Raw genomic sequence first — 22657 nt, 5'->3', positions numbered from 1 at the left:
AACGAAAGGAATCACGCCATGACTTTCACTGCCACTGCTGAGCAGACCGCGGCCGTCGACCAGTTTGACCGCACCACGTCCCGCTGGGGACGCATCACCATGATCTTCGCGCTGCTGCTATCCCTCGCCGCTCCGATCTACCTGGTCCTCTTCACCGACCTCGGCATTACGTCGAGCATGATCTGGACGGCCTTTTTCGCCGTCGCTGCCGCCTTCTTCGTCCTCTGGATCGTTGAACCAATCACCTACTACCCGGTGCTCGGCCCGGCAGCCATGTATCAGGCGTTCATGATCGGCAACATTGCCAACAAACTGCTGCCGTCAGCCCTCGTCGCCCAGGCCACAGTTGGGGCGAAAGCCGGGACCAAGCGCGGTGAATTCTCGGCTCTGATGGCCATCTGCGGGGCGGCCATGGTGCACGTGTTCTCGATGCTCCTATTCGTGGGCGTCCTCGGTACCTGGCTGGTGAGCATCATTCCCACCGATATTGTCGACGTCGCCCGCCTCTACATCTTTCCCAGCATCATCGGCGCCGTCCTGGTGCAGCTCATCGTCACCATGAAACAGCCCCGGGTGACGGTGATCGCCGTCCTGGTGGCCGTCGTCGTCCTGTTCGTCCTCGTGCCGGCCGTCCCTGCCCTCGCCAAACCAGCCACCGGCATCGTGGTCCTGCTGACGGCAGTCCTTGCCTGGTTCCTCAGGTCGAAGACCACCCCGGCCCCCGTCGCTCAAGACCATCTCAAGGCCTGACCCAGCGCCTCCCCACCCCTCGACAGGATAGGAACCCCATGACTACGAAGACCACCTCATTAGAGTTGTCCGCGGACCACCGCACCGCTATGCACAGGCTCTACCGTCACCTTCACGCCCATCCCGAACTGTCCATGCAGGAAACCGAGACCGCCGATTTCATCCTGAAGGCACTCACCGACCTAGGGATCGAGGCGTACCTCTGCGGGGGAACCGGCGTCGTCGGCGTCCTGCGCAACGGTGAAGGCCCGGTGATCGGGTTCCGTGCCGACACCGATGGCCTGCCCATGCAGGAGGCTACGGGACTGGACTTTGCCAGCCAGACGCGCGGCACACTCGCCGACGGCACCGACGTACCAGTGATGCACGGCTGCGGTCACGATACCCACATCACTGCCGCCCTGACCGCAGCCCGCCTGCTCAGCGAAGGTACCGAAACCTGGGGTGGCACTGTGGTGTTCATCTTCCAGCCCGGCGAGGAAACGGCCGCTGGAGCCAAGGCCATGGTGGAGGACGGCATCTGGGACAAGGCCCCACAACCCGAGGTGATCTACGGGCAGCATGTATGGCCAGGCCTTGCCGGCACAGTGAATATCAGCCGGGGGACCGCTATGGCCATGGCGGACTCATGGAAGATCACTGTGCAGGGCCGTCAGGCGCATGGTTCGCAGCCGGATCAGTCGATCGACCCCATCGTCCTCGGCGCTCATATGGTGGTCAGGATCCAGACGATCGTGGCCCGCGAGGTGCACCCGATGAAATCGGCGGTCGTCACCATCGGCACGTTCCACGCTGGGTTGAAGGAGAACATCATCCCCGACACCGCCGAGTTCTCGGTCAATGTCCGTACCTTCGATCCAGAGGTGCGCGAACGGGTGCTTGCCTCCCTGCGCCGCATCATCAAAGCCGAAGCAGACGCATCCGGGGCCCCAGCACCGTCGATCGAGGAAATCTCCAGTTTTCCCCAGTGCTACAACGATCCCGACGCCACTGATGCGCTGATCAACGAATTTCACCTCACACTGGGGGAGGACTCGGTCAACGAAGTGCCGCCGGTGATGGGTAGCGAGGACTTCGGCCTGTTTGCGACGGCGATCGGCGTCCCCTCCGTGTACTGGATGTTTGGAGCCTACAGCCAGGAACGGCTCGATGCCGACACGCCCCTTCCGGGTAACCACTCGCCGTACTTCGCACCGGACATGGAACCGACTCTCACCATCGGTGTCCGGGCAGCCATGGCTGCCATCCTGTCGAAAGTTGCGCGATGACCGACGGCCTCATGGAGCTCTCGGCCACTGCCCTCACCGGTGCGATTCGGCGTCGTGAGGTTTCCGCCCGTGAAGCGCTGGAGGCGCACTTCGCCCGGATTGATGCGGTAAATGGGCAGATCAACTCGGTAGTGACCCAGGATCGGGACGGCGCGCAGCGGCTGGCGGCCGAGGCCGACGCGCTGACGGCGTCCGGTGCTGGCCTCCCACCGTTGCACGGACTGCCGATGGCGCACAAGGACACCAACAACACGAAGGGTTTGCTGACCACCCAGGGGTCGGTCATTTTCAAGGATCATGTGCCGACCTTTGACGACCTGGTGATCGCCCGGCTCAAGAGTGCCGGGGTGGTAACGACGGGGAAGACCAACGTCCCCGAATTCGCTGCCGGCTCCCACACCTTCAACGAGGTTTTCGGCACCACCACGAACCCCTACGACCCCACGGTGAGCGCCGGGGGAAGCAGCGGGGGAGCGGCCGCGGCGATCGCCTCCCGCATCCAGTCGCTTAGCGACGGCAGTGATATGGGCGGGTCTCTGCGGATCCCTGCGTCGTTCTGTAACATCGTTGGCTTCAGGCCCTCGGTGGGCGTGCTCCCCATGGCCCCCACCCGCAACGCTTGGGCCTGGCTGGGCCGCACCGGGGTGATGGCGCGCGACGTCGAAGACGTTGCGCTGGGGATGAAGGTGGTTGCCGGAGCGCATCCGGCGGTGCCGTACCCCTTCCCGCTCGGCAGCACACAGTTCGGTGACCCGTTGCAGCGGGACCTCACCGGGCTGCGGATCGCGTGGTCACCTGATTTTGGCCTGGGTGTTCCGGTGGAGAAGGAAGTGCTCCGTGTCCTCGAATCCCAGCTTCAGATTTTCGTGGATCTGGGAGCAGTGGTCGAAGAGGCAGTGCCGGACCTACGCGACGCCGATCAGGTCTTTGGTACCACGCGGGCCTTCGATTTCCTCCTTGCCTACGGCACGCTGCTGGAAAAGCATGGCGACGTGATCAAACCCGAAGTGCGGTGGAACATTGAACAGGGCAAGGCGCTGACAGGCCGGGACCTTGTCGACGCTGCGCTGGCGAGGACCCGGCTCGCTGGCAAGGTGGATGACTTTTTCGAACGGTTCGACGTTTTCGCCAGTCCTACCGCGCAGGTGCTGCCCTTCGACGCGTCCATGCGGTACCCCACGTCGGTGGAGGGAGTGGAGTTCGAAACCTATCTTGACTGGATGCGCTCCGCGTGTGTCATTTCGGCGACGGGGATCCCCGCGGTCTCGGTACCAGCGGGCTTCAGCTTGAGCGGTCTGCCGGTCGGTCTACAACTGTCGATGGCTCACGGCAAGGATGTTGACCTGTTACAGGTCGCCTACAGCTTCGAGCAGGCGACCGGTTATGCGGGGCAGGCCCCCACCTTAGGCTAGGTTTCCCCCCACCCCCGGATCGAGTCAACACCAAGGATCATTTTTTGGGGGCGAAATCCGTCAAAGCTGGTGACTCGATCCGGGGGTGGGGACCCAGGGGGAGGGGTGGGGTCATCCGACCGGACTATTCCCTCCGAGGGAGCCGGAGCGTACCACTCGCTGACTACACTGGCACTCATGACCGATTTCGCGCGCCTCGCTCCCGGCAGGACGAACTGGTGAACCTCCTCACCCGACTGAAATCCCAGACGGTCGACCACTGTGACAACAACTGGGAACGCCCCGGCCCCACAAGGGACGATTCCCGCCGGGACGTCATCGGAGTCATCATATTCGCGCTGGTGAGCGCCTTCGCCCTGGAGCTGACCCGCGGCTTCGGGATGGTCGTCGAGGACACCCACGCAGCCTGGGTCCAGCACGGAGTGCTGGCGCTGATGATTGTCCCCCTGGTGTTCCGGCGCAAATACCCGGTCCTGGTCATGCTGGTCATGTCGGCTCTCTTCATCGGTCTCAGCCTGCTCTCACCCCTGGTTTCTCTTCAGCTGTCGTACCAGGTTGCCTATTTTGCCTCCCTCTACTCGGCCATTGCGTGGGCCAAAGACCGCCGGGTGCTGTGGGTTGGCATCGCCGTGGTGGTAGCGGCGATGACCCTGTGGCTTATCCTCGCCCTGACTGTGGCTAACACTTTCGACGGCCTCCTGGCCTAGGCCGAAGACAACCCCGACTTCACCGGCGGAATTCTTGATCCCCTGACGTCGGTGGCGCTCTACAACTTCCTGGTGAACTTCGCCTACTTCGGCGGCGCCATCCTTGCCGGCATGTCATCGTGGCGCAACGCGCTGCAGCGCACCCAGCTGGCCGAGCAGGCCGAGCAGATTACCTGCCAGGCCGCTGAACTCGCCCGGCGTGCCGTGGTTGAGGAACGACTGCGCATTGCCCGTGAACTGCACGACGTCGTCGCGCACCACGTGTCAGTGATCGGGGTCCAGGCCGGAGCCGCCCGCAGGGTGATCGACAGGAGACCCGATGTCGCAGTCGACTCGTTGCGGACCATTGAACAGGCCAGCCGACAGGCGGTCATCGATATGCGGAACCTCCTCGGCGTACTCCGCACCGAAGGAAGCGAGTCCGACGACACTGACGACGGCGGGCGGCGCCCGGAGCCGGGACTCAACGACCTTGAGGAACTGGCCGGCCAGCAACGGGACCTGGGCCTCACGGTCAGCTTCGGCAGGGTGGAGGACGTCCCTGGTGCGCTGGCCGACATCTCTGCTCCGCTGGCGCTGTCGCTGTTCCGGACCGCCCAGGAATCCCTGACCAATGTGCGACAACACTCGACCGCAGGATCCGTCACGATGACCCTGCGCACCGGACGCGCCGGCGACCAGCGTTGGGTGGAGCTGGAGACGGTAGACAATGGGATGCCGCGCCCCACCGCCGAGCCCGGCTCCGGGTGGTCGAAATCCTTGCTACGGCAATACCGATCCGCCAGCTGCTGTGCGTGAAAGTGTTGGGCAACACCATCCTGGCCATGGTCCAACTGGCTCTATACGGTGGTGCTGCGCTGCTCGCACTCAACCTGACCGACACAGCGGACCTGGTGGGAAGCATCATTCCTGCCTCCGGATGGTTTTTCGTGTTCTTCCTGGCCGGCTTCCTGATTCTTGCGGCGATCTGGGCGGTCCTGGGCTCGCTCGCCAGCCGACCCGAGGATCTGACCAACAACTCGACTCCGGTGATGGGTCTCATCTTCGCAGCCCTGTTTGTTGGGTTGTTCGCCTCGGGCCAACTCTGTTGGTAGTTGCTTCCTACGTGCCGGTGGTGTCATCGGTGGCGATGCCCATCAGGGTCCTGAACTCCCCGGTCGCAGTGTGGGAGCCTCTGCTTTCCCTCGTCATCGCTCTGGCAGCGGCGGTTGCGCTCCTGCACCGTGGCGAGAAAATTTACCGCAGGGCTGTCATGCAGGGTGGGGGAGCGCTCAGCCTGCGGAAGGCGATCAAACTGGAGCAGTAGCCGGCAAGCTGGTCGGCTGGCTTCGTCTCCACCCGGGCGCCTAGGGCGCCCAGGTGGAGACGACCTCAATCTGGGCGAACCGTTTGGCAGCTTCGGTTTCCTCAGACGTCAGGCCAGTGATGGGAACTGCAAGCACGCCGTAGTCTCCCGGCGCCAGATCGGGCGCCAGACTGATCTGAAAGGTGTAGTTGCCGTTGGCATCTGCAACGACAACCGGGTATCCGATCACTGACACATCCGTTTGGGCGGGGCCAAACCCGATCTGGATCTCTGCTCCCGGTGCATACCCGGACCCGACGATGTTCCACGTCGTACCAACATGGCGGACCACGCGGACCCCATCCCAAGCGGGGACCAGCACAAGATCGTCGTAGCTTCCGGATAGCCCAGGGATGGGGGGCTCGGACGTTTCGGTGATGGGCTCCTCTGTTGGCTCTGCCACCGCGGTCGGCTCGACGGTCGGTTCGGGTACAGGCGCTGCTGCGGGCTCAGGGCTCGGTTCGGGGCTTGGTTCGGGGCTCGGTTCGGGGCTGGCCGACGGTGGATCGATAGTGGGCTCGGCTGGTGAGGGTGAACTCTCGGGGGTCGGCGTCGGCGTCGGCGTCGGCGTCGGCGTCGTGCTCGGCGACGATGTCGGCGCGGGCGAGGCGCTGGATTCAGTTTCGGTCACCCCCGCCGAAGGCTCGGCGTTGGAGGCGCACCCCGTCAGGAGGAGGGCCGTAATTGAGAGGACAAGAAGGGGCGAGGACTTCTTCACTGGTGTGCTTTCGGATCAGATGGTCGGGATGACTTGGACACTACAGATCCAACGCGCCACTTGACAGCACGACTTGGTCACGTGAGCTAACCGTTATACAACGGGCGGGTCCTGTGTGGTGTGGTCATACTCGTCGCGGATCATCTCCTTGAGGGAGTGCAGGTCGATATCGGCCAACTTGTCGACGTAAATGCAGGACCTCCCACGTCTAGATTAGGACCGGGAGGTCCGAGAGGTGGCGGGAATTCGTCAGCGGGTGATCTGGTGGATCTGACCAGACACACCCGGTTCGAAGACCAATGCGTAGAGTTCGTTGTCCTCGTCCTGACCGAAGCCGATGAGCTGGACGTCCAGAGGCTCGTCCCGGAGTTCGACGACTCGGTGGGCCCCTGTCTTGGAGCCGGAAGTGGCGAACAGCCTACCGTGAGCGTTGTTCAGCCGACGCGAGGTGTCGCCGAATACGTACTGGCCTTGAAGGGCGGGGACTTCTGTGCCCCGGTAGACATACCCGCCGATGATGGCGGTGCCGTCGTCGTGGTCATATTGGGCCACTGGGTCGGTGAACGTCGCGTTGCTGGTCGTTCGAGCGAACACGAATCCGTCGGAGCGTGCACCCTTGAGTTGGAATTCGTTGGGGTTGAACAGGAACCCGCCTTCCCGGACTCGCCAGCCGTAGTTGCGGCCCGCGGAGACCACGTTGACTTCCTCGACGTCGTTCTGGCCAACGTCGCCGACCCAGGCCTGGGCAGGAGTTCCGGTGTTGGCGGAGGTGAAGTCACGGGCATCGAAGGAGAACCTGAACGGATTGCGGAAGCCCATCGCGAAAAGCTCCGCGATCTGGCCCTCGGGGCGTGTGGTAGCGAAGGGGTTGTCCGCTGGTATGCCGTACTGGCCGTTGCTGGAGTTGGTCCCGTTTACGTCGATCCGCAGCAGGTCACCCAGCGGGTTCTTGGGGTTCTGCCCGTTGCCGTTGGCGCCGTGGCCGAACATCGGTTCGCCGTCGAAGTTCGTTTGGCAATTCTGGTCGTCTGCGCCGCCGCCGTCACCGAACGCAATGTACAGCATGCCGTCAGGACCGAAGTGCATGTCGCCCGCGTTGTGGTTGGCCTGCGGTTGGTCGACCGTGAACAGGATGCGGCTACTGGACTGCGCGCCGAAGCGAAGAGGGGCGGTGCTGGTTGGGCGCCATTCTCGAATCACGCTGCGATGGTCGGGTACGGCGCCCGAGAGATCGCAGGGACCGGGCGGGTCAGGAGGCAGTGGGAAGGTGGCCGGCACGGCTGGGTTGAATGCTTCGGAAGTGTAGGTGAAGAGCCGGCCATCGGCGGCGAAGGCCGCGCCGAGGAATCCCCGCTCGTCCGTGGCGTCCTGGGGGCCCACCAGCAGTGGGCTGACGTCGAGGATGGTGGCTAGGTGCGCTACGGGACGAGGGGCGTCGATGCTGAGTTCTTTGAGCTGTCCGATCTGGTCGACGATGTAGAGCTTGCGGCTCTGCCCTGGTGCGGTGATCCCTGCGAGTGGTGCGGTCACGTCGGTGGTCACGAGCGCAAGCCCGACATTTACGGGGCCCTGAGGCACGTCGGGGACGGGGTCGCCGATCCTTTCGCCGCCGCCGGCCGACGCCGAGCTGAGGGCGAGCGCAGAGATGGCCGCCCAGGCAGTAGCGACGGTGGTCAGCCGGGCAAGCCGCGGGCGCCGCGAGGAGCGGCGAGGGCTTGGTGATTGGTGACGCATGAGGAATCCTCTCATGAAGCTACTCAGGCGACGGGTGCCGCCTGAGGGGGCGTCATCGACTACCGTTCCTCGGATGCTCATAGAAGGCTCAGGGATGCTAGACCCCAAAAGCAGGTCTAGTCCTGCGCCGAAACTTTGTCAACCTTCCCAAAGGGCATCGGCGTCCTGGAAAAACTCTGCCGAAGCAGGCGATTGCGAGCCAACACGGAAAGAGCGCGCGGAAGCCGACTGCGGCGAGTCGACCGGCTCAGCGATGATCGGCAGTCGCGGTCCGCGATCGCTCGACCCGACGCGTCGCAACCCGGGAGCACTTGCAGAACAGATCCGATTCGCCACTTCAGAGCACGACCTGGTCGCGTGAGCTAACCGTTATCCAACCGGCGGGTCCTGTGTGGTGTGGTCGTACCCGTCGCGGATCATCTTCTTGAGGACGTCCAGATCGATGTCGGCCAACTTGTTGACGTAGATGCAGGAGCTCCCGCGTTTATGTTTGCCGAGCCGGTCCAGCAACTCTTCTGAGGCTGGTCCGTCGGTGAGCCCGTACAGGACGAGATGCGCCGTGCGGGGTGAGAAGCCTACTGCTGCCGCATTCCCGTCGCGGCCCGACCCGTAGTGGTAGTGGTAGCTCCCGAAACCGATGATGGAGGGCCCCCACATTGCTGCTGGTTGACCAGTGATCTCAGCCATCATGCTCAGCAACACCTCAGCGTCTCTCCGGCGTACGGGGTGCGGCACCGCGGCAACAAAGTCGTTGGGATCGGATCCGGTGGGGGACAGAGCAGGCTCACTCATGGATCCAGTGTCCTCATTGCGGTGACCGGCTCACTCGACGCACAGGCAGAACGGATGGTTCGCCGGGTCGAGGAAGACGCGGAAGGTTGTGCCAGGCTGGACGTCGGCCCTCGTTCCGCCCAGACCGAGCACCACAGCCTCGCCTTCGTCGAGGTTTTCGACCATCAGGTCGAAGTGCATTTGTTGCGGGACCGCCTGATCTGGCCAGCGTGGCGGTTGGTAATTGTCCACCTGCTGGAAAGAAATGCAGTTACTGCCATCGTCGGGGCGGATGTCCGCCCACCCGTCGTTGGCGTCCACTGTCCACCGGAGTAGTGCTCCATAGAAGGTTGCGAGGATCGTAGCATCGGGACAGTCGATGACGACACTGGGGGAGCGTGCGATAGCCATGCCGGAAGCCTACTGCTGTTCCTTGCCCAAATGAAGGGGCAAGCGTCGCTACCACACTGCCAGAAGGTCAGGCGGCTGTCGGGGTGTTCCCCAACGCCTGAAGCGCGCGCCCCGAGGATCCGCCAAGGGCCCAATCCAAGGCTAGCTGCTCAATGTGCTTCAGCTGTTTGGGATCGAGGGGTCTAATGGCCGCATCGAGCTCGCCGAGGTCGAGATCCCGGACTACGTTGACGACGGTCGGTGCCACCCCAAGATAGTCGGCGGCCTGGGTGATTTTGGCCCGCATCGACGCGGACATGGCTGAGGCGCCGTCGTTTGCTGCCTTGATGATCCCGTCCAGGTCGACAAACTCCTGCAGCAGGCTGGCGGCCGTCTTGTCGCCGATCCCCGCGACGCCGGGCAGGCCGTCGGACGAGTCTCCGCGAAGGGCAGCAAAATCCGCGTACTGCCCGGGCAACACCCGGTATTTACTGACCACTGTGGCGTCGGTGAGAACCTCCAGCCGACTCATCCCACGGGCCGTGTAGATCACGCGCGCGCCCCGGCCGTCGTCGACAAGCTGGAACAGGTCCCGGTCGCCGGTCACAATATCGACGGGGCAGTCAGCCTGTGCGGCAAGACTGCCGATGACGTCGTCGGCCTCGTGCTCGGCCGCCCCGGCTACGGTGATCCCGAAGGCGGCCAGGATCTCACGGATCATCGGCACCTGGGCCACCAGCCCTTCCGGCATTTCCTCGACGTCGACGCCGCCGTCCACCGCACTGACCACCCGGTGCGCTTTGTAACTCGGGATCAGGTTGACGCGCCAGGCGGGACGCCAGTCGTCGTCCCAACACGCGACCAGATGGGTTGGCTGGTAGTCACTAACGAGCCGCGCGATCATGTCGAGCAGTCCGCGGACGGCATTCACCGGGGTGCCGTCGGGAGCCTTGAGGGAGTCAGGCAATCCGTAAAACGCACGGAAGTAGAGGGACGCGGTATCGAGGAGCATCAGTCGGTTAGCCACCCCGTGATCCTCTCACGGACGGGTATCGCTACTCCAGGCCTTCAGCGCATCCAGAACCAGGTCTAGCCTGACCTCGAGCTAGTCGCAGAAGTTGTCGCCGGATGTGAGCACGTGCCCAGTGGTGATAGCAGAGCGACAGGGCTTGATGCCCAACTCCTTCGCAAGCGATCGGGTGGCCACTGCTGCGATTCCCGCTCCACCAGCTAGATCGGGTCCATAATGCAGCGACTCTATCGCATTTTCGTACATAGTACGATACGATCGTCGCAGCTGGCACGGAGAGTCATCTCCGTATCCCTTTGGGAAACGGATAGACCTCGGAATGGAGTCGGACATGGTGACCAGGGAAGAGCAACAGGATGGTACCCCGTCGGAGGGCGCGGCGATGCGGGCAGTAGTGCAGCGTAGGTATGGGACTGACTCGGTACTGACCCTCGGACAGGTGACCCGCCCCACACCGGCGCCTCATGAAGTTCTTGTGCGGGTGCATGCCGCCGGAGTGGACAGGGGAGCGTGGCACATCATGACCGGGAAGCCCTACCTGCTGCGCCTCGTTTTCGGTTTACGGACGCCACGACAGCAAGTCCCCGGGCTGGAGTTGGCCGGGACCGTCACGGAGGTCGGCTCAGAGGTCAGCGGGTTCCAGCCCGGGGACGAGGTCTTCGGGTTCGGCGCCGGGGCGTTCGCCGAGTATGCGGTGGCCAGGGCAGACAAGCTCGCCCACAAGCCGCCCAGCCTTTCCTTTGAACGGGCAGCTGTAGTCCCGGTGTCTGCTGTGACGGCGCTGCAGGGGCTGAGGGAAATCGGCAGGCTGGTGCGGGGACAGTCAGTGCTGGTGATCGGAGCCTCAGGCGGAGTGGGCAGTTACGCCGTCCAGCTGGCAAAATACTTTGGCGCCGAAACAACCGGGGTGTGCAGTAGCGGCAAGGTGAATTTTGCCAGGTCCCTCGGGGCCGACCGCGTCATCGACTACACCACTGAGGACTTCGCCAGAGGTCCGCAGAAATACGATCTGATCCTCGACACCGGGGGCAGCTCCTCGCTGCGCCGGCTTCGCAGCGCACTCACGCCCACCGGGACGGCCGTCATCATCGGAGGTGAAGGGGGCGGCGACTGGATCGGAATCAGGCGGCAACTACTGGGGGTTGCCCTGTCGCCGTTCATCAGGCAGAACCTGAAAATGTTCGTCGCAAAGGAACGTGCGGTTGACCTGGAGCTCCTGGCTAGCCTGATCGAACGGGGCGCCGTCACCCCGCAGGTGGGCGGAACGTACCCAGTGAGTCAAGTGCCCGAGGCTATGCGTCTACTGGAGCAGGGGAAGGTCTCAGGAAAACTGGCGATCACCATGTAGCTGGGTCACGGTTCATCGGTGGTCTGGGAGTTTCGGCCGCCCGGGGTACGCCGGCGCATCATGCGCCGCGCAGGACCTGCCCAGGAAAGCAGAAGCAGGATAGTGAAGAAGTGGTTCGACAGGCCGCCGAGGAGATTCGCCGGAACCACTTGGGTAAGCAGGACAATGACCATGGCGGCGCCGAGCACAGTCTTCATAATTTTCAAAAGTCGAGGGTTAACTGGCCGCGGCCAAGCGTAATAGTCGACGGCGAGAGAATCGTCGTGGTTCGAAAATTCCATGGCGTACACCCCTTTCTACACCCAACAGAATACCCGAGCCTTTGTGTTGCGTGGCGCCGGCGCCAACCACCGGATGGCACCTGGTGTCGGGCGGGCACTGTCACACCGGATTATTGGCGTATTCTCATCTTGGATTATTGAGGCGCAGCTGTTCTTACGTAGAAGGAACTCAAATCATATGGTGGAGCAAGCTGCACGGACCCCTGGGCCCATCAACCGTCTTTTGAGGGCAATTATCCCTACAGTTGTGGTGCTGCTGGCGGTGGCTGGGTGTGGAGTGACGTCGCCCGCGGCACCGCCGTCTGTACTCAGCGAGGTGCGGGCCGCTGACGTCTCCCCCAAGGGGTCGGGGTGGCTGCACACGCAGGGTGGCACCATTCGCGATGCGGCCAACCAGCCCTATGTCATCAGGGCAGCCAACTGGTTTGGGCTCGAAACACCGGACTGCGTTCCGCATGGGCTGTGGACCATCAAACTCGATGATGGCCTGAAGCAGATTAGGTCGATGGGGTTCAACACCATCCGCCTACCCTTCTCCAACCAGTGCATCACCTCGGGGAAGGTCAGCTCGGACACCAACTTCTATGCCAACCCCGAGCTGTTGAATAAGAGCCCACAACAGGTCATGGACCTGTTTGTCGCCAAGTCCAGGGCCCTCGGACTTAATGTCATTCTCGACCGTCACCGGCCGTCATCCGACAGCCAGTCGGAGCTGTGGTACACCCCGCGGTACAGCGAAGCGACCTGGATTGCCGACTGGAAAAGGCTTGCCACCCGGTACAAGAACGAGCCAACAGTGATCGGCTTTGACCTCCATAACGAGCCGCATGGCGCAGCGCGGTGGGGTGGTTCCAACCCTGCCCATGACTGGCACGCCGCGGCTACCCGTGCAGGGAAGGCCGTCCAGTCGGTCAATCCCAGGCTCCTGATCATTGTTGAGGGCGTCGAAGCCCAGGGCAATGATTCGTGGACCTGGTGGGGCGGAGGGCTCGCCGATGTGGCAACGAAGCCGGTGAAGCTGACCGTCCCTCACCAGGTGGTGTATTCGCCCCACGATTACCCGGCATCGGTTTATCCACAGAAATGGTTCTCGGCGCCCAATTATCCTGCGAACCTGAATGGTATTTGGGATGCTAATTGGGGCTACATTTCCCGGCAGGGGATTGCGCCGGTGCTTGTCGGCGAATTCGGCTCGAAACTCGAAACCACGTCGGATAAGCAATGGATGAGCAAGCTCGTCAGCTACCTGGCGACGAATCAAACCAGTTTCGCCTACTGGTCCTTCAATCCCAACAGCTCAGACACCGGCGGACTGCTGAAATCCGACTGGCGCACCCCGGAAACCGCCAAACTCGCTGCCCTGAAGCCGATCCTGCGGCCCGTGGCACTGCCCGTGCCCACCGCGACGCCAGCGCCAACCACCAAACCGGTTCCTGTTCCAACACCAACACCGGCTCAGACACCCGTGCCAGGGGCCGGCTCAACAGCGGTCACCGCCCAGTGGTCGTTGCAGAGTTCCTGGAACGGCGGCTACGTCGCCAACATCGCGGTCAAGGCGGCGCGGGACGTAAGCACCTGGTCGGTGACGTTCACCGATCCCGAGGTCATCGGCATTGCCAACTCCTGGGGCATGAAGTGCACCTCGGTGCCGAAGAAGTCGGTCACCTGTGTCGGCTCCGACTGGACCCAGAGCCTGCGAAAGGGGCAGACGGCGACCATCGGTCTTCAGGTCAATGCGTCGAAGCCGCCCGTCAAGCCCATCGTCACGGTGACGGCGAAATAGCCCTAGCTGGGTGAGTGGCCGGCCCGGATGCTGTCAGTATCAGCGACCGGGTCGGCTTCGTCTTTGAGCGCCGACTGACGCAGTACCCGCCAGAAGAGATCGGCTTCGGGCGTGCGTTCGGCCCGGATTGTTGCACTGGCACGGAGCGTGTCGGCCCAGTGCTGCACCAGATCGTGATGGAACACGAACTCTTCCAGGGCATTTCGATCGGGCAACTGTAGGCCCGCGGTCTGCTGACCCTTCGGCAACAGCTCGATGGCCGCGATGATCGATTCGAGGGTACGCCGCGCCGTTTCCGGTCCGCGGGTCTGTTCAGGAATCTGGCCCAGCTCTTTGGCTGAGGCGATCTCCGAGCGCAGGGACTGGGTGTAAGCGGCCCAGGAACGTGCATGGTCGGTGTGGACAACCAGGGTGCCCAGCGCTCCGGCGCCGAGGGTCTTGTCGAAGATGACGAACCCGCCCCGGCCATTGTGTTTCGCCGAGTACATCGCCTGGTCGGCCTCCTGGAGAAGGACCTCGCCCAGGATATGAGGAATGCTGACGGCGATACCAATGCTGACGCTCATGTGCAGGCGAATCCCGAGCAACTCAACCGGTGGCCTCACAGCGGCGAGGATGCGCTGAGCCATCGCCGCGCCCTCGTCGCTACCTGTCCCGGGAAGCAGGAGGGTGAACTCGTCGCCGCCGTAGCGGGCCGCGGTGTCACCGGCCCTGATACAGGACTCAAGGCGGCGCGCCAGCTCGACCAGCAGGGCATCGCCCGCGGCGTGGCCATACGAATCATTGACCGGTTTAAAGCCGTCAATATCGACGGCGAGCACCATGATCGGCGCACCGGTCCGTTGGCCGATGCTGAGGGCTTGCGCCAGGCGGTCGTGCAACAGGGTCCGGTTGGCAAGGCCCGTCAGGGGGTCATGGAGAGCTTGGGACGCCAGCCGGTCGAGGAGCGTATTCTCCTCACGGCGGGCACGCTCATGGATGGTCCAATGAACAATGCTCGTCGCGCACATCGCCAAGAACAGGGTGCTGTGGATCAGCGACCAAATAAGTGGTTGCTCGTGTGCCGCGCCGTGGTTGTAGACGGTGGTCGGCATGCTGACACCCAGTAACACGTGATGACCCAGCACCAGGAACGAGGCAGTGGCCAGCGGGGCCCAATCCTCGTACAGCGCAACCACGGGCACCAGGATGAAGAATAGAAAGTGTGCCTCGATGGTGCCGCTGATCTGCACCACCATGGCGGCAATCACCATCAGGGAAGCCGAGCTGAGCGACGCGCTGAAGCGCCTCCCCATGGGGGCTTTCCATGCCAGAAGTGCGACGACGGCTGGAGTGGCGCCCTGCACCAATGCCAGCCAGACCGGGGTCTGCTGGGTGAGGGAAAAGAGGCTAACTATCCCGGCCGAGACCACTGCAAAGAGAAGGATGAGCCGGTGGCGGAGGTGCCAGGCAGGATCAGGGAGTCTCGAACCGCGCGGAAAAGCCCCGAGAACAGCTCTCACCCGCTGGGATACCACCAGAATGCCCTCGAATCAGTCCAGGAACGCGCTTCGCGTCCGCGCCACGATCAATGTGGCATCCTAACGGTAGCCCCAATCCGACCGGAAACCGTCTACCTCACTCGATCTAACGTAAAAATTGTGGTGAAGTGGAGAGCGATACCCACGCCCACATGAACGACCCGGCAATGACGACGGCGAAGAGCGCCAGCCAGACGGGGGACGGGATACCGGTGCTGCCGTACAACAGGTAGGCGTCGGATGTCTGCAGTTCCCGGCGGCGTCGCAGATGCACCGACGTGACCTTGCCCAGATCCCTGATCGAGCCGACCAGCAGCGCCATGCCGAGCGCCACTACAACATGGCCGACTAACTGCTCCGGCAATGCCACCACCAGGATCGGCGAGACACCGGTGGTGACCAGCAGGATCAGCAGCCCACCGCCGTTACGGATGAACAGAAGCGCGGCCAGCAGGATCAACGCACCAACTGAGAGTGCCGCAGGTCCCCACCCGTTGATCCCGGCCCACGCCAGCGTCGCCCCGAACACGGCCGGGGTGGGGTACCCCCAGAAACCCGCCCAGGCGGAGCGCCACCCAGGTCGTCCCATCGTCGTCGTACCCGCATGATCCATCGTCAGGGTGATGCCCTTCAGTACCCTACCCGTCATGAGCGCCGCGAAGGCGTGCCCCAGTTCGTGGACGAGGGTGGTGAACAAGCCGAAATACCGCCAGATCGAGCGGGGGAGCGAGAGCGCTCCAGCGGCAAGCACCATGATGGTCAGTTCAATGAAGGCGATGTCCGGAGGGGTAGCCCGGGCGAACCCGTCCAGGATCCGGGTCCACCACGTCTCGATCATGCCCCCACCCTACTGAACCGCCCCGGGCGCGCCGGCGTGAAAGACTGATCCCATGTCATCGAGCACCCGACCAAGTCAGCCAGAGGCCCACCGCGACAGAGTCAAGGAACGCACCCATGTGGGGATGCGCATCGACGACGCCTGGCATTCAGTCCAGACCAATCTGGCCCTCAAGCGAGGCCATGTGGAGACGATCATCCCCTACACCGGCTACGGGTCGGGCACGTGGATCCGTGTCCTGGCACGCGTGGTGCTCGCTAATCCAGACGAGATGACGCCGATCAGTGGTGGTGAAGTGCTCAAGACCATCAAGGAAGGCATCCGCGGCTGGCGCAACTTCACCAGTGCCCCGGTGCGGCACGCGAAGGTCACCGTGGAGGTCGACGGCGAAACTCACGAGGTCACCGCCGACCGGGGCGGCATCATCGATGCACGGATCGACGCCCATCTTGCGCCGGGGTGGCACACCATTGCATTGCGCTCGGCCGATGGCACTATTGCGGAGTCGCCAGTGCGGGTCGTCGAGGATGGCACGACCTTCGGTGTTGTGTCGGATATTGATGACACAGTGATGGTCACGGCCCTGCCACGGCCCTTTCTTGCCGCGTGGAATACTTTCGTTCTCGATGAGCATGCGCGCGCTGCCACGCCGGGAATGGCAGTGCTGCTGGAGCGAATCACCCGGCAGGTGCCCGGCGCCCCGGTGCTTTACCTCTCCACTGGTGCCTGGAATGTCGCCCCGGCGCTCACCAGGTTCCTCTCACGGAACCTGTACCCGGCGGGCCCGAAACTCCTCACCGACTGGGGCCCCACCCCGGACCGGTGGTTCCGTAGTGGGCCCGAGCATAAGCGAAGCTCGCTGAAACGGCTGGCCGCAGAGTTCCCCGATATCAAGTGGCTGCTGATCGGCGACAACGGACAGCATGATGAAGAGATCTACGCCGATTTCGCGGAGCACTACCCGCAGAACGTGCGGGCTATCGCGATCCGCCAGCTCACCATCAGCGAGGCTGTTCTGGCCGGTGGCCGGTCCAAAGCCAAACCGTCGTCTCGCACACCCGCCATCGAATGGGTCTACGCGCCCGACGGCGCCGGAATGTCAGCGCAGCTGGCGGAACTGGGAATTATTGACCGCTCTTTTCAGGGGCCGGCAGAGTAGTTCTGTCCTGGTCCTGAGGGCCCGCGTCGGCGCGAATGGTCAGCAGGATGCGGCGCAGCGCCATGCCCAGCGCCGCCGTCGCCTCGATCCGTTCGTCGGATGAGACACGTTTGACCTGCCGCATCAGGTCCTCCACGGCGGCTTCCGCCTTGATCATTGACGGTCCGGTGGTGTCCCAGTCCTGAACTGCCGAGGCCGTGAGGGTCGCGGCAGTTGCGAGAGGCGGTCCGAGAGGTTCGGGCAGCGGAGTGCTGTCCGGTGAACGCCAGATGACGTCAGATAACAGCTCGGTCATGTCTTCGACATAGAACGTGATTCGCTCCATCGACTGCAGGGAGTGGAAATCGGCAGCGAGGTCCCGTTTGTGGCGGTATTGCCGGAGATTGCCGTGGCGGCTGGAGTCCGCCAGCTGAACCGCCGTGCGCACCTCCCTACTAAACGTGGTGAGCTTGTTCTGCCGGTCCGCCCAATCCTTGTGCTCGGGCGGCCAGTGTTCCTCAAGGGCTGCACCCATATCCCGCAACTGCAGGGCAAGCGCGGACCTGAGGCTGTCGAGTCCGGCGACCACTCCGTTGAGGTGCAGGGGAGGGGCTATCAGCATGTTGACCACCAGCCCCACGGTGACTCCCACCAGCATCTGCAGCAGGTACCCGAACGAATACCCGTCTGGGTCGTCGCCGCCCAGCAGGAGCACAAACAGTCCGGCAATGGGAATCCAGTCCCGCCCTGCGCCGATGCGCGGCAGGCCGGCTGCCAGTACGCCGATGCCCACCACCAGGGCCACCGAAAGCACCGAGCGGTCCCCCAAAAAAATGACGGGAAACGCCAGGGCGAACCCGATGGCCAGCCCTGCCAGGGTCTGGATCCCCTGCCGGGCGGAGCCAGCGATGGTCGGATACATGCACGCCACCGCGCCGAGGGGCGCGTAATACGGGTACTCGGAGGCGACGCCCGGAACCTGCAGGGCGATCAGCCAGGCAATCGACGCGGCAAGCGCAGACTTGGCCGCAAGGATCAGCCGCTTGTGTCGGACCAGTCCGCCCATGCCGGTCAGCAAGCGGGCGCCTGAGAATTTTTCAGCATGCTTATTATTGTCCCAGCATTCGGGCGGGTAGGAAATCTGGGGAAAGATACTTGATGGTGCGGAATGGACAGCGTAGCGTAGCCATCAAGTTACTTCAGTAACGGGTCAGCGACTCTCCAGCGGAGAGTGTGGGTGCCCCCATGTGGGCCTGACATTTGTTCGCAGGAGTTCCAGAGCGGCCCGGCCGCGCTGTGCCGGGACTCGGAGCTGCGTTCCTTCTGTTTATCTCACCCAACGGAGCGATCACGCCCCGATGGTGACCTAACGACTGGACACAAATGTCTTTGCCTCTCCCGCCCCCACCCAGCTACCCGGCGCTGTCCTACGAACTCTTCCCGCCCCAATCCGCCCAGGCGGAAAACGGCCTGTGGCGGACCATTCGCGCACTCGAGGACACCCGCCCCGACTTCGTGTCGGTCACCTACGGTGCCTCAGGGTCGAACCGCGACACCGCCGTCGGCCTCCTCAAACGACTCCTCGACGAGACCTCCCTCAAGCCCCTCGCCCACCTGACCTGCGTCGGAAATTCGCGGACCTACCTGATGGAATTGGTCGACGAGCTGATCTCCAGCGGTGTGCGGGGCATCCTCGCCCTCCGGGGGGATCAACCCCGCGACAGCACGCTTCCAGAGGGCGAACTGCAGTACGCCAACGAACTGGTGGAGCTGATCCGGCAAGTTGAACGGCTCAGGACAGCACAGCTATGCGCGGGGAAGGTGGCGGTGGGAGTGGCAGCGTATTCCACCAAGCATCCTGAGTCGCCGAGCCTTGAGCATGACATTGAGGTGCTCCTCGCCAAGCAGGCGGCCGGCGCCGACTTCGCCATCACCCAGGTCTACTTCGCTCCCGAGCAGTACAGCAGGCTCCTGCGGACCGCGCGCCGGGCTGGAGTGGAAATTCCCATCATCCCCGGCGTCATCCCGTTCACCAGTGTGCGCCGACTGGAGCGCCTGAGCGAGCTCGCCGGCGTCGAGATCGACGCGTCGCTGGTGGATCGCCTCAGGAACGCCGACGACGACGCCGGCCGCCGGCGCATCGGTGTGCGGGCCACCGTCAACCTGGCACACGCGGCGCTGGACGACGGCGCCCCGGGCATCCACATCTACACCTTCAACGAACACGCGGCAGCACTGGACGTCCTGGATCGGCTGGAGCTCAGCCGTCCGCCAGCGGTCGGCCTCAGCCAATCCGCCTGATCCATTCCCCCTTTCGAAGGACCCACCACCATGAGCAGTGAATTCCCCGCAGCCACCATTATCGGCTACCCCCGCATTGGCCCACGCCGCGAACTGAAGAAGGCCGTTGAGTCCTACTGGGCCGGCACGAGCACCGCCGCGGATCTTGAGCGCATCACCCGCGAGCTCCGCCTGGCCAGCTACACCCGGCTCGCCGCGCTCGGCCTGGGCAAGGCCACCTCAGCGATCCCAGCCTCGTTTTCCCTTTACGACCAGGTGCTCGACACCGCTGTCACCTTCGGCGCGGTGCCAGCCCGGTTCCAGGACCTGTCCGACGATAGCGGCCGGCTGGGGCTGGACGCCTACTTCACCCTGGCCCGCGGCGACACCGGGCGGCAGCCCCTGGAGATGACCAAGTGGTTTGACACCAACTACCACTACCTGGTTCCCGAGATCGGCCCGGACACGCCGTTCATGCTCGCCAACGACTGGACGCTCCGGCAGGTGACCGAAGCCGCAGCTCAGGGGATCACGGTTCGTCCGACCCTGATCGGCCCGGTTACCTTCCTGCTGCTGAGCAAAGCAGCCGATGAGGCGCCGACCGGGTTCAACCCGCTGAGCCGCCTCGATGACCTGCTGCCGCTCTACGCTGAGCTCCTAGGCCAGCTGTCAGCCGCCGGAGCGGAGTGGGTACAGCTTGAAGAGCCGGCCCTCGTGGTGGACCAGACGGTCTCCGTCGCCGATGTGGCCAGAGCAGTGGACAGCGCCTACCGGTTCATCACGGCGGTCACCGAGCGGCCCGCGGTGCTGGTCACCACGCAGTACGGCTCACCCGGGCCTTTGCTGCCGGTACTGGTCGCCACCGGCCTGGACGCCCTGCATCTGGACCTTTTCAAGGGGGAACTTCCCGCCGCAGCTGACCTTGCTGGCCTGGGTACCACCACTCTGGTGGCGGGAGTGGTGGACGGGCACAACATCTGGAAGACGGATCTGGCCGCCGCCGCCGGTACGCTCGCCGCCCTCAGCGGGATGACGGCGCGGGTGAGCGTGGCAACGTCGACGTCGCTGCAGCACGTGCCGCACGACGTCGACGACGAACCGCAGCTGGACCCCGAGCTGCGGTCCTGGCTGGCCTTCGCCGACCAGAAGGTGGCCGAGGTGGTCACCCTGTCCCGGTTGGTCGACGGGTCACCCGCCGGATTGATCGACGCGGAGGTCTCGACCGCTTCGGCGATCCTGACATCCCGGGCCGGGGCCACGGGAGTGCACCGCCCCGAGGTACGGGATCGCCTGGGTGCGCTGACGCCGTCGGACTTCACCCGCGCCACCTATCAGGAACGGGTCGCGGCGCAGGAGACCGCCCTACGGCTGCCGGTGCTTCCCACCACTACCATCGGGTCGTTTCCCCAGACCGCCGAGGTACGGTCAGCCCGCGCCCGCTTCCACCGGGGGGACCTGACAGCCGCGCAGTACAGGCTGTTGATGCGCGAGGAAATCGCGCGGGTCATTGCACTGCAGGAGGAGCTCGGGTTCGACGTCCTGGTGCATGGCGAGCCGGAACGCAACGACATGGTGCAGTACTTCGCCGAAAACCTCGACGGGTTCGAGGTGACCGTGCACGGGTGGGTGCAGTCCTACGGGTCGCGGTGCACGCGGCCGTCGATCCTGTGGGGGGACGTCAGCCGTCCGCAGGCCATCACCGTGCAGTGGGCCGACTACGCTCAATCCCTCACCGGGAAGCCGGTCAAAGGGATGCTCACCGGACCGGTCACCATCCTGGCCTGGTCCTTCGTCAGGGACGACCAGCCGCTGGGGGAGACCGCCAACCAGGTGGCGCTCGCACTCCGCGATGAGGTGGCCGATCTGGAGAGCGCAGGGATTCGCATCATCCAGGTCGATGAACCGGCCTTGCGCGAGCTGCTGCCGCTACGCAAGGCGTTGCAACCCGACTACCTGGCCTGGTCGGTGAACTCTTTCCGGCTGGCGACGTCGGGCGCCGCACCAGCAACCCAGATTCATACCCACCTGTGCTACTCGGAATTTGGTGCCGTCATCGACGCCATCGATGGACTGGACGCCGATGTCACGTCGATTGAAGCGGCGCGCTCGCGGATGGAAGTGGTCACTGATCTTCAGGCGCAGGGCTTCGGCCGGGGAGTGGGCCCCGGGGTATACGACATCCATTCGCCCCGGATCCCTACTGAGCACGAGGTGGCCGAATTGGTGCAGAAGGCGGTCCGGCACGTTCCGGCCCGGCAGGTGTGGGTGAACCCCGACTGTGGGCTGAAGACCCGCGGCTACGCGGAGACTACCGAGTCGCTGCGCAATCTGGTGAATGCCGCCGCCCGGGTGCGGGCACAGCTCTAACGGCGGATCGGTTCGATGCTCTGCGCCTTGAGGATCCCAGCCAGCTGGTCCATGAAGAGCTGCACCCTGGTGGTTTGCTTGTCGTTGATCTGAAGGGCGAAGATGCTACGCGCCAGGCGAATCTCGGGCACGTCGAGTGCCACCACCCCGGCCGGGCCGTGAGTCATGGCCAGGTCGGGGACCAGGGCGGCACCCAACCCGGCAGCGGCCATGGCGAGGCTGGCATGGAAGTCGTCGCAGTACGCCACCACCCGGGGATGCAGGTTGCAGCTGGCGAACAGGCGTTCGATCACTGTGGCATCGGAGGTCCCCGGGTGGTGCATGATCCACGGCATGTCGGAGAGCTGGTCGGCGCTGACCGCGGCTCCCGGCCGGATCCCCCACGCGGCCGGGAGTACCACCCGGAAATTGTCGTCCCCAATCCACTGACGGCTGACCGATGACGGCCAGGCGAGACCGCCCTGGCCGACCTGGAACACCAGGGCCAAATCCAGTTCACCGCCGGTCCGCAGCCCCTGGATGGTCTGGCCGGGTTCCGCCACATACACCTTCAGGCTGATCCCCAGCCGCCGCCATTCGGGGGTGCCGAGCAACCGGGGAAGGGCATAGGTCGCCAGGCTCGGAAAAATTCCCAGCCGCAGCTCCTGGGTGGACTCGGCCTCGGCCCGCGCCGTGGACGCCAGCAACGCGTCGATGTCGGTGAGCACCTTCGCCGCATGACGTGACATGACGACTGCCGCCTCGGTGGGTACAGCGCTGCGTGCCGACCTCTCGAAGAGGGTGGCTCCGGTATCCCGCTCCAGCGCCGACATCTGTTGTGACACCGCCGACGCCGTGTAACCCAGCCGGGACGCCGCCGCAGTGAAGGAGCCCAGACGGATCACCTCGAGGAGGGTGCGCAAATGTACTGGGTTGACCACCGGCAATCCTTTCGTCAGTTGAAGCCTCAATCATGCCTTTTGGCCCGATCCGTTGCA

General features: G+C 64.1%; 22 protein-coding genes. 12 read left to right on the top strand and 10 right to left on the bottom strand.

What is annotated here, in order from left to right; all coding sequences use genetic code 11:
* The first annotated feature begins 18 nt into the window (after nucleotides 1-18).
* The 7 genes from ACX80G_RS15770 to ACX80G_RS15740 all read left to right on the top strand — a co-directional run bounded on the left by ACX80G_RS15770 (nucleotide 19) and on the right by ACX80G_RS15740 (nucleotide 5443).
* Complete coding sequence (locus tag ACX80G_RS15770) at nucleotides 19-750, top strand: hypothetical protein (RefSeq protein WP_459308849.1); 732 nt, start codon at nucleotides 19-21, stop codon at nucleotides 748-750.
* Between the two features lie 38 nt (nucleotides 751-788).
* A complete protein-coding gene (locus ACX80G_RS15765) occupies nucleotides 789-2018 on the top strand; it encodes an amidohydrolase (protein ID WP_459308848.1) in 1230 nt (409 codons plus the stop codon).
* Nucleotides 2015-3430, top strand: coding sequence for an amidase (locus tag ACX80G_RS15760; protein ID WP_459308847.1), 1416 nt, complete (start codon nucleotides 2015-2017; stop codon nucleotides 3428-3430). Before ACX80G_RS15765 ends, ACX80G_RS15760 begins: the two co-directional genes overlap by 4 nt.
* 218 nt (nucleotides 3431-3648) lie before the next feature.
* Complete coding sequence (locus ACX80G_RS15755; RefSeq protein ID WP_459308846.1) at nucleotides 3649-4137, top strand: hypothetical protein; 489 nt, start codon at nucleotides 3649-3651, stop codon at nucleotides 4135-4137.
* Nucleotides 4138-4188: 51 nt separating this feature from the next.
* Nucleotides 4189-4935 (top strand): sensor histidine kinase, encoded by a 747-nt coding sequence (locus ACX80G_RS15750; protein WP_459308845.1) that lies wholly within the window; start codon nucleotides 4189-4191, stop codon nucleotides 4933-4935.
* Entirely contained in the window at nucleotides 4932-5231 is a 300-nt protein-coding gene (locus ACX80G_RS15745; protein WP_459308843.1) for an ABC transporter permease family protein, read from the top strand. Before ACX80G_RS15750 ends, ACX80G_RS15745 begins: the two co-directional genes overlap by 4 nt.
* A complete protein-coding gene (locus ACX80G_RS15740) occupies nucleotides 5225-5443 on the top strand; it encodes a hypothetical protein (RefSeq protein ID WP_459308842.1) in 219 nt (72 codons plus the stop codon). The genes ACX80G_RS15745 and ACX80G_RS15740 overlap by 7 nt, the downstream gene beginning before the upstream one ends.
* Before the next feature lie 40 nt (nucleotides 5444-5483).
* Here ACX80G_RS15740 and ACX80G_RS15735 read toward each other — a convergent pair whose 3' ends face one another.
* The 5 genes from ACX80G_RS15735 to ACX80G_RS15715 all read right to left on the bottom strand — a co-directional run bounded on the left by ACX80G_RS15735 (nucleotide 5484) and on the right by ACX80G_RS15715 (nucleotide 10122).
* Nucleotides 5484-6200, bottom strand: coding sequence for a hypothetical protein (locus ACX80G_RS15735; RefSeq protein WP_459308840.1), 717 nt, complete (start codon nucleotides 6198-6200; stop codon nucleotides 5484-5486).
* Between the two features lie 249 nt (nucleotides 6201-6449).
* Complete coding sequence (locus tag ACX80G_RS15730; RefSeq protein ID WP_459308839.1) at nucleotides 6450-7934, bottom strand: PQQ-dependent sugar dehydrogenase; 1485 nt, start codon at nucleotides 7932-7934, stop codon at nucleotides 6450-6452.
* Between the two features lie 369 nt (nucleotides 7935-8303).
* Nucleotides 8304-8726 carry a DUF1801 domain-containing protein gene (locus ACX80G_RS15725; RefSeq protein ID WP_459308838.1) on the bottom strand — a complete coding sequence of 141 codons (423 nt, stop codon included), beginning with the start codon at nucleotides 8724-8726 and terminating at the stop codon, nucleotides 8304-8306.
* 30 nt (nucleotides 8727-8756) lie between these two features.
* Complete coding sequence (locus ACX80G_RS15720) at nucleotides 8757-9116, bottom strand: VOC family protein (RefSeq protein ID WP_459308837.1); 360 nt, start codon at nucleotides 9114-9116, stop codon at nucleotides 8757-8759.
* A gap of 67 nt (nucleotides 9117-9183) precedes the next feature.
* A complete protein-coding gene (locus tag ACX80G_RS15715; protein WP_459308836.1) occupies nucleotides 9184-10122 on the bottom strand; it encodes a 5'-3' exonuclease in 939 nt (312 codons plus the stop codon).
* Between the two features lie 334 nt (nucleotides 10123-10456).
* Between ACX80G_RS15715 and ACX80G_RS15710 the strand changes: the two genes are divergently transcribed.
* Nucleotides 10457-11473, top strand: a complete 1017-nt coding sequence (locus tag ACX80G_RS15710; RefSeq protein ID WP_459308834.1) for an NAD(P)-dependent alcohol dehydrogenase — start codon at nucleotides 10457-10459, stop codon at nucleotides 11471-11473.
* 5 nt (nucleotides 11474-11478) lie between these two features.
* Here the strand turns inward: ACX80G_RS15710 and ACX80G_RS15705 are convergent, their stop codons facing one another.
* Nucleotides 11479-11754: a hypothetical protein gene (locus tag ACX80G_RS15705; protein WP_459308833.1), complete on the bottom strand. Its 276-nt coding sequence runs from the start codon at nucleotides 11752-11754 to the stop codon at nucleotides 11479-11481.
* A gap of 178 nt (nucleotides 11755-11932) precedes the next feature.
* On the opposite strand from ACX80G_RS15705, the gene ACX80G_RS15700 reads away from it, so the two are divergent.
* Nucleotides 11933-13537 carry a cellulase family glycosylhydrolase gene (locus ACX80G_RS15700; RefSeq protein WP_459308832.1) on the top strand — a complete coding sequence of 535 codons (1605 nt, stop codon included), beginning with the start codon at nucleotides 11933-11935 and terminating at the stop codon, nucleotides 13535-13537.
* A gap of 2 nt (nucleotides 13538-13539) precedes the next feature.
* Here ACX80G_RS15700 and ACX80G_RS15695 read toward each other — a convergent pair whose 3' ends face one another.
* Both ACX80G_RS15695 and ACX80G_RS15690 read right to left on the bottom strand, forming a co-directional pair.
* A complete protein-coding gene (locus tag ACX80G_RS15695; protein WP_459308829.1) occupies nucleotides 13540-15039 on the bottom strand; it encodes a diguanylate cyclase domain-containing protein in 1500 nt (499 codons plus the stop codon).
* Nucleotides 15040-15163: 124 nt separating this feature from the next.
* Complete coding sequence (locus tag ACX80G_RS15690; RefSeq protein ID WP_459308828.1) at nucleotides 15164-15895, bottom strand: M50 family metallopeptidase; 732 nt, start codon at nucleotides 15893-15895, stop codon at nucleotides 15164-15166.
* Between the two features lie 52 nt (nucleotides 15896-15947).
* Between ACX80G_RS15690 and ACX80G_RS15685 the strand changes: the two genes are divergently transcribed.
* Nucleotides 15948-17054, top strand: a complete 1107-nt coding sequence (locus ACX80G_RS15685) for an App1 family protein phosphatidate phosphatase (protein WP_459308826.1) — start codon at nucleotides 15948-15950, stop codon at nucleotides 17052-17054.
* Here ACX80G_RS15685 and ACX80G_RS15680 read toward each other — a convergent pair.
* On the bottom strand, nucleotides 17020-18111 hold the full coding sequence (locus ACX80G_RS15680; protein ID WP_459308825.1) for an FUSC family protein: 1092 nt from the start codon (nucleotides 18109-18111) through the stop codon (nucleotides 17020-17022). The genes ACX80G_RS15685 and ACX80G_RS15680 overlap by 35 nt on opposite strands.
* 305 nt (nucleotides 18112-18416) lie before the next feature.
* Between ACX80G_RS15680 and ACX80G_RS15675 the strand changes: the two genes are divergently transcribed.
* Nucleotides 18417-19334 (top strand): methylenetetrahydrofolate reductase, encoded by a 918-nt coding sequence (locus ACX80G_RS15675; RefSeq protein ID WP_459308824.1) that lies wholly within the window; start codon nucleotides 18417-18419, stop codon nucleotides 19332-19334.
* 30 nt (nucleotides 19335-19364) lie between these two features.
* Nucleotides 19365-21680, top strand: a complete 2316-nt coding sequence (gene metE / locus ACX80G_RS15670; RefSeq protein ID WP_459308823.1) for a 5-methyltetrahydropteroyltriglutamate--homocysteine S-methyltransferase — start codon at nucleotides 19365-19367, stop codon at nucleotides 21678-21680.
* Here the strand turns inward: metE and ACX80G_RS15665 are convergent.
* Nucleotides 21677-22600, bottom strand: coding sequence for a LysR family transcriptional regulator (locus ACX80G_RS15665; RefSeq protein WP_459308821.1), 924 nt, complete (start codon nucleotides 22598-22600; stop codon nucleotides 21677-21679). The genes metE and ACX80G_RS15665 overlap by 4 nt on opposite strands.
* Between the last annotated feature and the right edge of the window lie 57 nt (nucleotides 22601-22657).

This window comes from Arthrobacter glycogeni (genome assembly GCF_054510815.1).
Note: the sequence above shows the minus strand (reverse complement) of the source record. Positions and strands in the feature narration are given on the sequence as shown.